This window comes from Lachnospiraceae bacterium JLR.KK002 (assembly GCA_036941025.1).
In the GTDB taxonomy this organism is placed as follows: Bacteria; Bacillota; Clostridia; order Lachnospirales; family Lachnospiraceae; genus Petralouisia.
On the sequence record JAYMNP010000001.1, the window covers coordinates 3,910,808 to 3,925,793 of the forward strand.

The 14,986-nt window shown below is 41.9% G+C and carries 11 protein-coding genes and 8 pseudogenes; 17 read left to right on the forward strand and 2 right to left on the reverse strand.

The features are described from left to right. Nucleotides 1-89 precede the first annotated feature (89 nt). A pseudogene (locus tag VSQ32_19030) lies at nt 90-806 on the reverse strand (transposase). Nucleotides 807-1,841: 1,035 nt separating this feature from the next. Here VSQ32_19030 and VSQ32_19035 point away from each other — a divergent pair. The 8 genes and pseudogenes from VSQ32_19035 to VSQ32_19070 all read left to right on the forward strand — a co-directional run bounded on the left by VSQ32_19035 (nt 1,842) and on the right by VSQ32_19070 (nt 10,579). Continuing rightward, nucleotides 1,842-3,740, forward strand: a pseudogene (locus VSQ32_19035) (hypothetical protein). A gap of 13 nt (nt 3,741-3,753) precedes the next feature. After that, nucleotides 3,754-4,182 (forward strand): PcfJ domain-containing protein, encoded by a 429-nt coding sequence (locus tag VSQ32_19040; protein MEH2944880.1) that lies wholly within the window; start codon nt 3,754-3,756, stop codon nt 4,180-4,182. A 76-nt stretch (nt 4,183-4,258) separates the two neighbouring features. Beyond that, entirely contained in the window at nt 4,259-5,077 is an 819-nt protein-coding gene (locus VSQ32_19045) for an Rpn family recombination-promoting nuclease/putative transposase (protein MEH2944881.1), read from the forward strand. 385 nt (nt 5,078-5,462) lie between these two features. Beyond that, a complete protein-coding gene (locus VSQ32_19050) occupies nt 5,463-5,831 on the forward strand; it encodes a hypothetical protein (protein ID MEH2944882.1) in 369 nt (122 codons plus the stop codon). A gap of 470 nt (nt 5,832-6,301) precedes the next feature. Continuing rightward, complete coding sequence (locus tag VSQ32_19055) at nt 6,302-7,321, forward strand: LacI family DNA-binding transcriptional regulator (protein ID MEH2944883.1); 1,020 nt, start codon at nt 6,302-6,304, stop codon at nt 7,319-7,321. A gap of 96 nt (nt 7,322-7,417) precedes the next feature. Next, nucleotides 7,418-8,209 carry an AAC(3) family N-acetyltransferase gene (locus VSQ32_19060; GenBank protein ID MEH2944884.1) on the forward strand — a complete coding sequence of 264 codons (792 nt, stop codon included), beginning with the start codon at nt 7,418-7,420 and terminating at the stop codon, nt 8,207-8,209. After that, nucleotides 8,206-9,543: an MATE family efflux transporter gene (locus VSQ32_19065; protein MEH2944885.1), complete on the forward strand. Its 1,338-nt coding sequence runs from the start codon at nt 8,206-8,208 to the stop codon at nt 9,541-9,543. The genes VSQ32_19060 and VSQ32_19065 overlap by 4 nt, the downstream gene beginning before the upstream one ends. Before the next feature lie 27 nt (nt 9,544-9,570). Next, nucleotides 9,571-10,579: pseudogene (locus VSQ32_19070) on the forward strand (MFS transporter). A gap of 48 nt (nt 10,580-10,627) precedes the next feature. Here the strand turns inward: VSQ32_19070 and VSQ32_19075 are convergent. Beyond that, a pseudogene (locus VSQ32_19075) lies at nt 10,628-10,954 on the reverse strand (integrase core domain-containing protein). Nucleotides 10,955-11,032: 78 nt separating this feature from the next. Between VSQ32_19075 and VSQ32_19080 the strand changes: the two are divergent. From VSQ32_19080 to VSQ32_19120, 9 genes and pseudogenes are all read left to right on the forward strand, one after another. After that, a pseudogene (locus VSQ32_19080) lies at nt 11,033-11,520 on the forward strand (transposase). An 18-nt stretch (nt 11,521-11,538) separates the two neighbouring features. Then, nucleotides 11,539-11,631 carry an IS3 family transposase gene (locus VSQ32_19085; protein MEH2944886.1) on the forward strand — a complete coding sequence of 31 codons (93 nt, stop codon included), beginning with the start codon at nt 11,539-11,541 and terminating at the stop codon, nt 11,629-11,631. A 217-nt stretch (nt 11,632-11,848) separates the two neighbouring features. Beyond that, nucleotides 11,849-12,043, forward strand: a pseudogene (locus tag VSQ32_19090) (helix-turn-helix domain-containing protein). 36 nt (nt 12,044-12,079) lie between these two features. After that, nucleotides 12,080-12,322: pseudogene (locus VSQ32_19095) on the forward strand (type I restriction-modification system subunit M N-terminal domain-containing protein). Nucleotides 12,323-12,803: 481 nt separating this feature from the next. After that, complete coding sequence (locus VSQ32_19100; protein MEH2944887.1) at nt 12,804-13,190, forward strand: DUF262 domain-containing protein; 387 nt, start codon at nt 12,804-12,806, stop codon at nt 13,188-13,190. Between the two features lie 460 nt (nt 13,191-13,650). Beyond that, nucleotides 13,651-13,785: a hypothetical protein gene (locus VSQ32_19105; GenBank protein ID MEH2944888.1), complete on the forward strand. Its 135-nt coding sequence runs from the start codon at nt 13,651-13,653 to the stop codon at nt 13,783-13,785. Between the two features lie 75 nt (nt 13,786-13,860). Continuing rightward, nucleotides 13,861-14,106: pseudogene (locus VSQ32_19110) on the forward strand (MATE family efflux transporter). A gap of 156 nt (nt 14,107-14,262) precedes the next feature. Further along, on the forward strand, nt 14,263-14,415 hold the full coding sequence (locus VSQ32_19115; GenBank protein MEH2944889.1) for a MerR family DNA-binding transcriptional regulator: 153 nt from the start codon (nt 14,263-14,265) through the stop codon (nt 14,413-14,415). A gap of 193 nt (nt 14,416-14,608) precedes the next feature. Continuing rightward, nucleotides 14,609-14,956, forward strand: a complete 348-nt coding sequence (locus VSQ32_19120; protein MEH2944890.1) for a hypothetical protein — start codon at nt 14,609-14,611, stop codon at nt 14,954-14,956. The last annotated feature ends 30 nt before the right edge of the window (nt 14,957-14,986 follow it).

Sequence of the window (14,986 nt, forward strand, 5' to 3'; positions counted from 1 at the left end):
TGTAAAAATAATGATAAAGTCTACCAATTATAGTTTTTTCGTTGTATAATAAGTCTGTCGTACAGGATCACTTTCTTTCGTATTTTTTTGTTTGCAAACTTATTATACATCAGAAAGTCCTGTATGACATTTTTTTTATGGAAAAGTTGTAAAGTGGTGTAAGCATAACAGAAATGCCCGTTAATGTACATCTGCTGAATGGCTGGATTGGCGGCAGCATGGGAAGGCATGGAGCCGTAGGCGGCTTTATAAGGGTCAAAGGAATCGTCCATCCCTTTTGCTTTTTTGAAGGCTTTCAGCTGTTTGATGATACGGTTGGCATATTTGGGATTGTTTTCTGTAACCCATGCCTCAATGCCGGAGGTGTCAAAGAGAAGCATGGAAGCTTTCTGTGTATCAATACAATGGCAGATTGGTTCGGTCAAGTCAACAAGATGATCGAACATGGATTGTAAGTCCGATAAAAAATCCTGTTTGAACCGGGTGAATTTAGAGGCATCCGGGACAACATCAAACCCACAGAAGTCCCGCAGTTCCTGGGAGTATTTCAGGAATATGATCAGCAGGGATGTTGTTGGGATTGAGAAGATAAGCTGTAATAACAGAGCCCTGAGCATTGGATAAAGCAGATGCTTACGGGGCCTGCCAGTGGCAGCATGGAAATGAGAAATAAAGGACACTGGGACAATTTCATCTAAGTTGATGGTATTTTCGAGAAGTGCAAGGAACTGATATTTATCATTATCAAATTTATTTTGGCAATCGGTAAAAATATCTGCCAAAGAGAGCTGTTTATGTGTTATCATATAGATACGACTCCTTTACTGGTGGATATGGTTGATTGTTACTCGGCATCTCAATTTTACCACAAACCAGTGAGGAGTTGTTTTATTTTGTGACAAAAAGAATCCCGTATTTATGCGGGTTCTGGCGTTTCGCAAATGCCTATTATGTATGAGTGTGAAGGGAGTTTTCTTGAAGAACTGGAAGAGCCGGAGGTCAGCGTGGAATTCCGGCTGACTGCTGCGGCAAGTATTTCATATGTACTCCTTGCCAGATGCGGCTTTCAGCCAGAGAAATATCTAAAAAGCAAAGATTTTCAGTATATCCCGGACTTTAACACACAAAGAATCATCAAGGTTCTCGGTGCTGCCGTCAGTGAATACAGTGAACAGATTCTGAGAACGATTGCGGTCACTATCTATAACCACGAGCATCAGATTCATGTACAGAAGCCGGATGAAGCCAAAACGAATGTTGTTCAAGAAGATGCTAAAAACGAGCCTGATACTGCTGAATCTGTTCAGGAAGATGCTGCAAAGGAATCTGCTATTGTTGAAAACACTCAGGAAGATGCTACAAAGGAGCCAGAGCCTGCCACTGCTGAAGCCGTTCAAGAAGATGCTACAAAAGAGCCGGAATCTGCCACTACTGAAACACCAGATACAGAGAACATCAGCCATGATACTTTTGATACTGAGCCAGTCAGCCAGGAGCCACAACCTGCAAATTATCAGGTGGGCGATACCGTGTATCTGGAAGATACGGCCTACGAGATTACGAAAATTGACATGTATGATGTGCATCTGCGTGACCCGTCGCAACGATATCCAATCTTCCGTGTAGAAAACAAAGACCGTTTGAATGATATGCTGCAGCATGATTCACGCAACGCGAAGCATCCCACGCCGGATACAGAAGAGCCGGTTCCCACGCCAGATACAGAAGTCGTTCAGGACACATCCGACGTACAGGAAGTATCTGTTCCTGTACCCTGTAATTTCACAATCACAGATGAACGTCTGGGCGAGGGCGGCTCCAAGGCTAAGTTCCGTATGAACATGGAAGCCATCAGGACACTCAAACAGATAGAATCCGAAAATCGCGTCGCCACGCCTGATGAACAGCAGATTTTATCTAAATATGTCGGCTGGGGCGGCGTCCCGGATGCATTCGAGCCGGACAAGGCAGGCTGGGAAAAGGAATATCAGGAGCTGAAAGATACACTGACGCCGGAAGAATACACCTCTGCCAAAGCCTCTGTCCTGAATGCCCATTACACCAGCCCGGTTGTTATTAAGGCAATGTATCAGGCTGTCGGCAGTATAGGCTTTACATACGGCAATATTCTGGAGCCTGCCTGCGGCGTCGGAAACTTCTTCGGTTTATTGCCAGAAGGAATGTCCAAATCCAAGCTGTACGGCGTGGAGCTGGATGGCATCAGCGGACGCATTGCAAAGCTGCTGTATCCCAATGCACAAATTCACATCACTGGCTATGAAAAGGCAGATTTCCCGGATGATTTCTTTGACCTTGCCATTGGCAACGTGCCGTTCGGGCAGTATCAGGTCAATGACCAGGAATACAACAAGCTGGGCTTCTCCATTCACAATTACTTCCTGGCTAAATCCCTTGATAAAGTGCGTCCCGGAGGCATCCTGGCGTTTATCACCACACGTTACACAATGGATTCCCAGAGTACAGATGTAAGGGAATATCTGGCTGCAAGAGCGGACCTTCTTGGGGCTGTCCGTCTGCCGAACAACGCCTTTAAAGCGAATGCTGGTACAGAAGTGGTGTCTGATATTTTGTTCTTACAGAAACGCGATACCCCGGCAGACGAAATCCCAGATTGGGTACATATTGAAGAGAATAACGACGGATTTACCATCAACAGTTATTTCCTCAATCATCCAGAAATGGTTCTGGGAACGCCATCATCAGAAAGCACGCAGTACGGCAGGCCGGATTATACTGTCATTCCTGTTCCAAACGTTGGCCTTGCCACACAGCTTCAAAAGGCAGTGTCCCTTATCCACGGAACATACCAGAAAGCTGTACCTGCTGAGCCAGATAATAGCACATTGGCAGACACGCTTCCGGCTGACGACAGCGTGAAGAACTACTCCTTCACTCTGGTAGACGGTGAATTGTACTACCGTGAGAATTCTATGATGAAGAAAGCTGGGTTAAATGCAACAGCCGAGAACCGTGTAAAAGGCATGATAGGACTGCGTGACTGCGTACAAAAGTTGATTACCCTGCAGATGGATGAATATATGCCGGATAGTACCATTAAGGCAGGTCAGGCAGAGTTAAACCAGTTATACGATGCATTTACTCATAAATACGGCCTGATTAACAGCCGTGCGAACCGTCTGGCGTTTGAGCGGGATTCAAGCTATTATCTGCTCTGCTCCTTGGAAATCTTGGATGAAGACGGCAGGCTGGAACGCAAAGCGGATATGTTCACAAAACGCACTATCAAACAGCATAAGACAATCACCAGCGTAGACACGGCATCGGAAGCCTTGGTTGTATCCATTGGGGAACGCGCCAGAGTTGACTTGCCTTTTATGTCACAGCTGACCTGTAAAAGTGAATCCGAGCTGATTCGGGAATTACAAGGCGTAATCTATAAAGACCCAACGAGTAATATTTGGCAGACAGCAGACGAATATTTATCCGGAAGTGTCCGTAAAAAGCTGCGGCAGGCACAGAAAGCGGCAATAAAAGACCCGGCATATCAAGCCAATGTCGAAGTCCTGAAAGCTGCACAGCCAAAAGACCTTGACGCATCTGAGATTGAAGTACGTCTGGGTGCGACATGGATTGACAAAAACTATATCCAGCAGTTTATGTACGAAACCCTGAATACGCCTATGTATTTGCGGAACAGAATCACAGTAAATTACTCCTCATTTACGGCGGAATGGTGCATTTCCAATAAGAAAGCTATTCCATAGCTTTGTCCTGTACCCGAAAGATTTACAGAAATCCCACGATAAAGCGGCCCGCCGGATAAAGCACAGGAAAGACGCTAAAATAAAACGTGACTTTATCGCTGTATACCAGGAACTTTCCGGGCAGCTGGATTTTGAGAAAGACGGCTTGAAAATCGTGTATCCTGATACGCCGGATGACGTTATAAAAGAAGGGCATGCACTGCATCACTGCGTAGGCGGCTATGTGGAACGTGCGGCTAACAAAGAATGTGTCATACTGTTCCTTCGGAAAAGCTATGACGAATCCAAGCCATTTTATACGATTGAAGTCCGGGGACAAAAAGCGGTACAGGTACGGGGCACAGGAAACTGCAGCATGACGCCGGAAGTTGAGGCGTTTATCACAGCCTGGGAGCAGAGGGTGCTTAGCACCCGGCTTCCGGCTGCTGCGGCATAAAATGTCAAATACAAAACAGCCCTTTATCCGGCTGCGCGGATATGTTATAATCAAACCAAAGAAAGGCGGAAACAGAATGGAAAATCATAATACTAACGCCACAGCGTGGGAAGAATTACAGATATCGAATGATTTTATCTTTGGAAAAATCATGCAGGACCCAAAGCTGTGCAGAGGACTTTTACAGCGGATACTGCCACAGTTAAAGATAGACCATATAGAATATCCGGAAACACAAAAAACGATACGTCCTGATATAGACGCCAAAAGTGTGCGTTTGGATGTGTACGTCGCTGATAGCAACAATACTGTTTATGACATCGAAATGCAAGTCGCTATGTCAAAGGAGCTGCCAAAGAGAACAAGATATTATCAGAGCCTTTTGGATATGCAGATGATTGACAAAGGCGAATCGTACAAAAAATTAAAACCGAGCTATATCATTTTTATCTGTCTGTTTGACCAATTTGGCATGGGCAGGCATATCTACACATTTGAAAATACCTGCAGGGAAGATAAAGACATCTTCCTGGAGGACGGGACAACTAAGATATTCCTAAGCGCCAAAGGGACTATGGAAGACGTCAGCCCGGAACTGAAAGCATTCCTGGATTATGTAGCAGGGAAGAAACCAGCAGACCCATTTGTGGATGAACTGGAAGAGGCAGTGAAGAATGCCCGGAAAAACAGAGAATGGAGGCATGAGTATATGACATTGTTAATGCGTGACCGTGAAAATAGAGAAATTGGCAGGGAAGAAGGCATAGAGATTGGAATTATAAAAATGGTATCCTCTCTGAGATACTTCAACATACCAGACCATGATATCCTTCTGAAGATACAGGAAGAATACAATCTTTCTCAGGAAGAGGCAAAACACTACATGGAAATGTAGTCAGTTATGGCTGACTCCACTGTCCTATCAGCCATAGTTACTGTCCTGTAAAAAGGCTATCGGACAGTGGATAGGACAGCGGCAAAAAACCTGATTTATGAGCTGATTCCCACTGTCCCACAGCTATTTTACAGGACAGCGGATAGGACAGTGAAATGGCCATTATACAGAGGAAATGCCTTAAATCCATTGATAAACAAGCAATTTCTGCCTGTACGCTGTCCTTTTCTCCCTGTACGGAACCCCTTGCTGCCCGGATGAAACCCCTGCCCCCGCCATGTGAACTGCTCCCCTGCCCTGAATAATCAAAACGCAAAATAGCTGCCCTGCAGATTTTAATCTGTACAGGATGGCTGTTTTTTTAGAAGAAACGAGGTAAAGCAATATGGAAAAGCAGATTTATATCACAGAGGAAGAACGGGCAAAGTGCCAAAGGGTGGCTGATGCGTTTGCGGAACTGTACGAGATGGAGAATATTGTAGTGCTTGATGCGGGCAGATATGGCTTTGTGGAACTGAAATATTACAAGCCACTGCATGGATTTGAGGAAGATGAAACTTTTACGGACAGCAAGGAATTATTTGAGGCTCTATGGCAGGAATGGTTCAATACAAAGCTGTATCTTATGGCAAGAGAGATGCAGTTAGATGATATTCTCTATGAGAAAGTATTTAACAGTCTGCCAAAAGAAAAACAGTCGGTACTTATCAGGGAGAAAGCCGACTTCGCGCAAAAGGCAGGGGTAAGTCTTTGAAATGCTCTGTACAGAGAAATAAAACGGTAGTTAGGGAAGCTCTGCAATTAGCAGGGCTTTTCCCTTGTAGACAAAGATTTTTTTACTTATAATAAAATGGAAGAATGGTTAATAGGGATTCCGCCGGAGCAGGCATTGTGGAATTGTTGTATAACTGGCTGTTTTATGGAACTGTGGAAAACTCTGTTTGCAGGATGTGGGAAAGCTGTCCTTTGCTTTTCCATGTGCTGTGAACGGAGTTTTCCATAGTGAAATAGCTGGTTATGCACAATTCCATGATGTAGGTTTTGTTGATTAAGAAGTTTGTATATATTGTGGCTACAAATAATTCTTGTTTGTTAAAGGAATTAAATATGGAGAGTGCTTATCTGATAGAATAAGATAAAAATATACAGTGTTGAAAAGTCACAGGGTATTTTATATTTCTGAAAATTATAGTGCCTATAGTCATAAAGAGAGGATTGATGTGTATGGAAAACGGAAGGATAAGGATTGCTGATATTGCTGAAGAATTAGGCTTGAGCACTGCTACTGTATCTAATGTGATTCATGGAAAAACAAAGAAAATATCGGACGAAACGGTCAAGCGTGTGCAGGAGCTTTTGGAAAAGCGACAATATATTCCGAATATGGCAGGGATACTTTTGGCACAGAATGATTCTAAAATTGTCGGGGTGGTTATCAATGACCATGAGAAATATGAGGGGCATACGCTGGAAGACCAGTTTATTTCTGCTTCGGTAAATGCACTGGCAAAAGAGATGGAGAAGGCAGATAAATTCCTTATGCTCAAAGTAACTGGAAAATGGAGTGAAATCCCAAAGTTTGCTTCCATGTGGAATATGGAAGGCATGGTGTTGATTGGTTTTTGTGAACAGGATTATAAGAAACTGAGGGAACAGATGCATATTCCTTTTGTAGTTTACGATGGGTACATGGAAAGTTCCGAAAATCTTGTAAATATTGAGGTCAACCATTTTGACGGTGGAATACAGGCTGGACATTATCTGAAAAGCAGGGGACACAGGGATGTGCTTTGCATATCGGATAACAATATCTGCATGGATTTGGAAAGGTTTAGGGGCTTAAAAAGTGAACTTCCAAGAGCAGAGCTTATGGTTATTCCTATGGAGCAGGAAGCCCGTACTATTTTTTACAGAGAACATTTGGAAGAAATTAAAAAATATTCAGCAGTTTTTGCAGTATCTGATTATTATGCAATGGATTTTATTCAATTCCTGAAAAGTGTGGAGTTGTCCGTACCGACGGATATGTCGGTAATCGGGTTTGATAACGTGAGGGAATGTGAAAAGTTCGTACCGCCGCTGACTACGATAAAACAGGATTACAATGAAAGGGCGGCTTTGGCGCTTCAAATGTTAAAACAGTTAAAAGATGGCGTATGCAGGGAGAAAAACGTATTGCTTCCTGTAACTCTTATAGAACGCGACACAGTGCATGATGTAAAATTGCACAAAAAATGCAACTGAATTTTAGCATGGGTTATGCGTTTAACCTTTGTAATTTGTCACAGTTCATTTTATTATTATTACAACTGCCTTAACGTAGATTGGAGGAATAATAAGATGGAAAAGAGAAAACTGGTAATTCCTAATGATATTAAAGCTGCCTTAAAGGAGGTGGGTGTAAAAAAAGGGCAGGCAATTATGGTACATACATCGCTGAGCAGTCTGGGATATGTATGTGGCGGCGCACAGTCGGTTATTGAAGCGTTACTGGAAAGCGTTGGCGAAGAAGGGACTATCATGATGCCAACACAGTCATGGAAAAACTTAGATCCAAAGACAGGGGTTTACTGGCAGGAGCCAGAAGAATGGTGGGCTGTTATACGTGAAAATATTCCTGCTTATGATAAAAGGGTTACACCAACAAATACGATGGGGGCTGTGTCGGAAATGTTCCGGCAGTGGTCAGGGACACTTAGAAGCGACCACCCTGCAAGGTCAGTAGCGGCATGGGGGCATTATGCGGGATATTTGACAGAAAATCATGACCTGTCGGATATTTTTGGTGACAGTTCACCTATTGGCAGGTTGTATGAACTTGATGGATATGTACTGTTGATTGGAGTTGGCTATGATAAGAATACTTCCTTGCATTTGGCAGATGTACGGGCTGAGTATCCGGGCAAGCATACAGTTATCGAAAGCAGTGCCATACGGGTTGACGGGCAGAGGGTATGGAAAGGTTATGAAACACTGGCTGTAGATGGAGAGGACTTTTCAGCAATCGGAGAGGCATTTGAACAGACAGGTCAGGTGCGTCATGTATCATTGGGAAACGGTATTCTTTCCATGATGAGCCAAAGAGCATTGGTAGATTTTGCTGTGGAGTGGATAGGAGAAAACCGAAAATGACGGGAGGCAGAAAAGAATTTCAAACGGAATTGCTTCAAATTGCTGTTCCCGTAACATTACAGTGTCTGATGCAGTCTTCTTTTTCTGTGGTAGACCAGATTATGACAGGGCAGCTTGGAAGCATCAGCATTGCAGGCATTGGGTTAGGAGGAAAGTTTGCGTCCATTTATTCGGTTGTAATTGCTGCCGTAGCATCTGTGGCAGGCATTATGATAGCACAATATATAGGGAAGAAAGACATAAAAGAGGTAGGACGAAGCTTTTACACAAATTTAACAGTATCTTTGATATTAGTGGCGATTTTTACTTCATCAAGTGTGATTATGCCGGTTCAGATTTTGGGATTATACACAAATGATGTTGCTACGGTACAGGAAGGAGTGGAGTATCTGAGGATATATGCGCTCAGTTTTTTACCTGTAGCAGTCACGTCAATTTTATCTGCATATCTTAGATGCGTGCAGGCAGCAAAAATATCGTTATATGCGGGCATTTTTGCCAGTGTAGCCAATACTGTTTTAAATTATGTGCTTATATTTGGCAATGCAGGATTTCCGGCAATGGGCGTCAAAGGAGCTGCATGGGCATCAGTAATTGCTCAGTTATCGGGCTGTATCATTACAGTTATATTATTTTTCCATTTGTACCAGAAACATTCATGGAAAATTCCATTTGTAATCAGGACAGATAAGGTGCATATAAAACAGTATATGGTTATTTTAATGCCGCTGCTTATATGCGAATTTTTTTGGAGTCTTGGAGAAAACGTCTATGCGTCTATTTATGGTCATGTAGGAACAAATGCGTTCGCTGCTATGACGCTGACCAATCCTTTGCAGGCATTGGTAATGGGAGCATTAAGCGGCGTATCGCAGGCAGCCGGAGTGATGATTGGCAAAAGGCTGGGGGCTGATGATACAGGGAGTGCTTATCAGGATTCCAAAAGACTGATGTATACGGGGCTTGCCTGTTCCATTTTAATGTCAGTGTTTGTAATAGTGTTTCATAAATATTATGTATTGATTTTTAAGGTAGAAGATGATGTAAGGCAGATAACAGGGTATCTGCTTATAGCATACGCTTTTGTTGCCCCAGTAAAAGTGCAGAATATGATTTTAGGTGGAATTTTAAGGAGTGGAGGCAGGACAACCTATGTAATGGCAGTTGATCTGATTGGCACATGGATATTTGGCGTACCTCTTGGGTTGTTTTCTGCTTTTGTGCTTCATTTGCCTATTGCAGCAATTTATTTTGTACTGTCTATGGAAGAGTGTGTGCGTGTGGTTATTTCATTGGCAATATTCAGAAAAAAGAACTGGATGCAGAAACTGTGAGAATGAAAGAAAAAGGAGATTCCTGATATGGATAAAAGCTATAATAAAACACTTTATGCCTGTTTTATTGGTTATATTGTACAGGCAATTGTAAATAATTTTGTACCGCTTCTTTTTCTGACTTTTCATAGTAGTTATGGTATTCCGATGACACAGATTACGCTACTCATTACATTTAATTTTGGGTTGCAATTGTTGATTGATATTTTGTCGGTTACTTTTGTTGACAGGATAGGTTATCGGGCATCAATGGTTATTGCACATGCCTGCGCAGTGAATGGACTTGTTTTTCTGACTATTCTTCCTGACATATGCAGAAGCTCTTTTATAGGTCTGTTGATTGCGGTTGCCATATATGCAGTGGGTGGCGGATTATTGGAGGTATTGGTAAGTCCTGTAGTGGAAGCCTGCCCTACCCAAAATAAAGAGAAAGCCATGAGCCTTCTGCATTCTTTTTACTGTTGGGGGCATGTAGCGGTAGTGCTTTTGTCTACAGTTTTTTTTCAAATTTTTGATATCCAAAGCTGGAAGATTATGTCATGTATATGGGCAGTTGTTCCCTTCATCAATATGATTTTCTTTACAAAAGTACCTATTGATTCATTGGTGAATAAGGGAGAAAAAGGATTAACGATTGGACAACTTTTTCACAGGAAGATATTTTGGGTGCTGATGGTAATGATGATATGTGCCGGAGCAAGCGAACAGGCAGTAAGTCAATGGGCATCTACATTTGCGGAAACAGGGTTGGGGGAGTAAGGCAATCGGAGATTTGGCGGGACCGATGTTGTTTGCACTTTTGATGGGAAGTGCAAGAGCTTTTTATGGGAAATATGGAGAACAAATTGATTTGGAACACTTTATGACAGGTAGTTGCGTTTTGTGCATTATTGCATATCTCTGTATTTCTCTTGTACCAAGTCCGATAGTTGGTTTTATTGGCTGTGCGTTGTGTGGATTATCAGTTGGTATTATGTGGCCGGGAGTTTTTAGTAAAGCGTCAGCTTCCATTGCCAAAGGAGGGACAGCGATGTTTTGATATTGTCAATATTGGTTGACACTTTTTTTACAAGGATATGAACGCCTAAGCTGCAATCCCCAGAGATTCATAATATCTCTGTCGTTTAACCATAGGAGGAAGTCCCTCATTGGCTGAGCATATCCTCCTGTTATTCCAGTAGCTGATGAAGTATCTCCAGATGAGTGTCTTTAGTTCCTCAATGGTCATTTCTTCCGTATTATGACGGTCATAGAGGAGTTCCTCCTTCATCCTCGCCCACATGCTCTCACATCGGGCATTGTCATGGCAGCGTCCCCCTGCACTGTTCATGCTCTGGCGGATGCCATATTTGGCAGCTGCTTTCCGGTAAGCTTCGCTGGTGTACTGCGTTCCACGGTCAGAGTGGATAATGGTGGATAGGTTACAATAAACTGGACAGATTTTTTAAGGTCATATAATATAAAACCAGTAAGAAAAGGAGCAGCCAATATGACCGAATCAAAACAGAACAGAAAACCTCGTAAGTACACAGATGAATTTAAACAGCAGCTGGTGGATTTATACCATTCCGGTAAACGAAGATGTGATATCTGCCGGGAATACGATATTGCTCATTCCCTGTTTGATAAATGGGTAAAGCAGGCGGAAAACTCCGGCTCTTTCCACGAAAAGGACAACCGCACACCAGAGCAGGAAGAACTGCTAAAACTCCGTAAGGAAAACCAGCAGCTTAAGATGGAGAACGATATTTTAAAACAGGCGGCGCTGATCTCAGGACGAAAGTAAATGTGATAAAGGCCAATGCCCACAAATACTCTGTATCAGCAATGTGCCGCGTCCTGCAGGTAAACAGAAGCACTTATTATTACGAAGCAAAACAAACGCCCGTCGATTCAGAGCTCTCCTCTGAAATCACAGAAATTTTCAAAGCAAGCCGTAACAATTACGGCACACGCAAAATAAAGGAGGAGCTGAAATTGAAGTTATGGGATTATGTGAACTGGTATAACCATCACAGAATACATTCCGCTTTAGGATATCAAACACCGGTACAATATAGGGAAAACAACCTTAAAAAAGTTGTCTGAAAAAGTGTTGACAATCCAGTATCTCCCATTCGCCATTTGACAAATGGGTAAAACAGGCGGAAAATTCCGGATCATTCCATGAAAAGGACAATGTAAATTTTCAAGAAAACCAATAACAAATATAAACAAATAACAGGAAACCACTTGTTTTCGAATGTAAAAATGAACATAATATTATTGGAATATTATATCTACACGCAACTTCGAGAGGTGGGATATGGAAGATAAGTTAAATGATAAATGGATAAACATTGAAGAAGCTGCTGAATACTTGGGTATCAAACCGGTCACCCTTTGAGGATGGATACGTAATGATAAGGGGATACCGGCACATAAGATTGGAAAACAGTGGAAGTTTAAATGCTCTGAATTTGATGCGTGGGTTAAAAGCGGAAAAAGCGCTATCGAGTAATCGATACAGCAAATAAACGACAAGGAGATTCAGGTTATGGCAGTAAAGAAAACGGAATTATATAGCTCCCTTTGGGCGAGCTGCGATGCATTACGTGGAGGCATGGATGCATTATGATACAAAGATTACATACTTACACTTTTGTTTATGAAGTATGTAACTGATAAATATAAAGGGCAGAAATACGGAGATTTGACTGTTTTTAATAAAGCAAATGATCAGAATCCTGACCCTGAGAAAAGAACCGGATGCTCTTTTGATGACTTCATTGTACTTAAAAAGATGTATAAAACTCCGGAATATTCGTTTGAGTTGAATAAGCATAATAAAACCTTATTGCCACAGATTCAAGGAGCAAATAAGAGCGCAAATTCTATACGCTTATATCCGGGTGCCTTTTCCGAGACCCTGGTTCAAATGATGAAGGAACGAAAGATTTCCAATAAGAAATTAGAGGACTCATCTTTGGTTGGTGAAAAGACAATTTAAAGACTAAGAAATAACGAGGAGTATCCGACAACAGTGTAAACTGTTATGGGCTTATATTATGGATTACAACTGTCAGTACCGGAAGCTGAAATATTGATTAGTAAGAAGGATTTCAATATAAAATCTGCTAATCCACAGAATTATGCATATAGATGTGCATTAAGTGCATGTGCTGAAAATAGTATTTACGAAATAAACGAAATGCTGGAGTCCTGCGGGTATGAACCGCCTGGAAGTTCGTCATTAGATTAACATTGGAAGTGGAAGTTTAGTGAAAGGTTCAGAAGCTAAAATGGCTGGTTTCATGGAAGGCGCGGACAAGCGTTACGTGATTCCTGTATACCAGAGGAAGTATGATTGGAAATATGAAAACTGCCGCCAGTTATACGATGATTTAAAGAAAATAGTAACAGATGGCAGAAACAGCCATTTCTTTGGGAGTATTGTGTCTGCTGTTGTTCCTGATGGCAGTAAAATTGAATATCACATTATCGATGGTCAGCAGAGATTGACGACCATTACATTATTGCTTTTAGCGATTCGTAATCTTATAGTACAAAGAAAGGTGGCAACTAATGAAGGAAAGCTCGATGAGCAGATTAGCCAGCGCTTTCTTATTTCTCCCTGGGCTGGCAAAAATGAGAGGAAGTTCCGGTAGAGGATTTATATGCAGCCATTGGTAAACTTGAAATCATCAGCATTACATTAGACCAAAGTGATAATGCACAGCTTATTTTTGAAAGTTTGAACTCAACTGATCTTGCGCTTACTGAAGGTGACAAAATCAGAAACTATGTATTGATGAGCCTTCCCGCGCAGAACCAGACTAAGTATTACGATATATACTGGGTGAAAATTGAGAAATGTACAAACAATGATGTCAGTGGATTTGTGAGAGACTATTTAAGTATTAAGCAGCAGGTTACACCAACAGTAAATAATGTTTATAGAGCTTTTAAGAGCTATGCTGAATCGCTATCTCTTCCTGTCGATATTTTGCTTACTGACTTTCTGCGATATGCGCGATTTTTTGAAAAGTAGGCATTGTTTCACAGGCTATCCGTTATATCGAAGAACTTCTGGTGTTTTCCGAAAAGCCGATTATGGAGATTGCCCTTATGAGTGGGTATGAAAGCCAGCAGGCATTTACGGATATTTTCAAGGCGATGTATAAGACTTCCCCTGCGGAATTTCGGAAAACGGAAAACTTTTATCCGTTACAGCTTGAAATTTATCTGAAAGAGGGCCTGTAAAAATGGATTTGACAAAAGAACATATAAAATTTGGCACACCCGCAGATGTGGATGACTGGATGGAACTGGTAAGGCAGCTTTCTGTTCTCCGGATGCAATATTTTTTCATCCGCTTTGTTTACAGCATTATCCGATGGGAAAGTATCGGCAATCATATCTTTCCTGCGGACGTTTGGATTTATCACGGTGTTCCTTTTGGTGTTGCCGAAATTTTTAAAAGTAACAGGCGTATGGCTTGCCGTCCCGCTGGCAGAGTTTTTCACGCTTATGCTGACGGTATATCTGATATGCAGGCACAGGAAACAGTACCATTATTTTTGAGAGGCAGGTAAGAAACTGAAACGGACAAGAACAAAGAGGTTGACTTTCCCCCTGGGGGAAAGGTTATACTAACAGATAATTGCAAAACGGATAAATTATAAGAATTCCATGTACAATTACCACAATTTTATACCTGGACTGGAAGGAGGGGTGCGTATGCTTACCATTGGAGAATTTTCAAACATATGCAGGGTATCTGCAAAAACGCTTAGATATTATGCTGAAATTGGATTGATACTGCCGGATGAAGTCAATCCGGAAAATGGCTATCGGTATTATTCCATCGAGCAATTGGAAAAATGCTGTTGATTAATCGTCTGAAGGCTTATTGTTTTTCCCTGGAAGAAATCAAATCAATATTTGAATCGGAAGAACTCATGGATGAGGTGCTTTTCACTGCGCTTAATAAAAAAAGGAGATTACAGTAAAGGTACAGAAGTTTGAAGACACACTGCATCAGATAGGCAGGGATATCTCAAATCTGAGGAAAGGAAAACCCCTTATGTTCTATATGGAAAGTATTGATGTTCAGATGGTTGAGATACCCATGATGTATCTTCTGTCGATACGGAAAAATGTTTTAGAACATGAATTTTCAGCAGAATATGGTATCTGTTTTGGAAAACTGTTTCAGAAAATGGAAGAGAAGAAACTGACAGCGGCTGCCCCGCCAATGGTACTGTTTCACGGCCATGAGTATACCCCATTCGGGTTAGATACGGAATTTGCAATCCCCATAAAAGAGTATGCAACGGGAACAAGGGATTTCTGCCCTGGACTGTGTTTGAAAACAGTTGTGAAGGGGTCTTATTTACAGCTTCCTTCTGTTTATGCAAAACAAATAGAATAGGCAGAAAGGGAAGGGTATGAAAACAGCAAT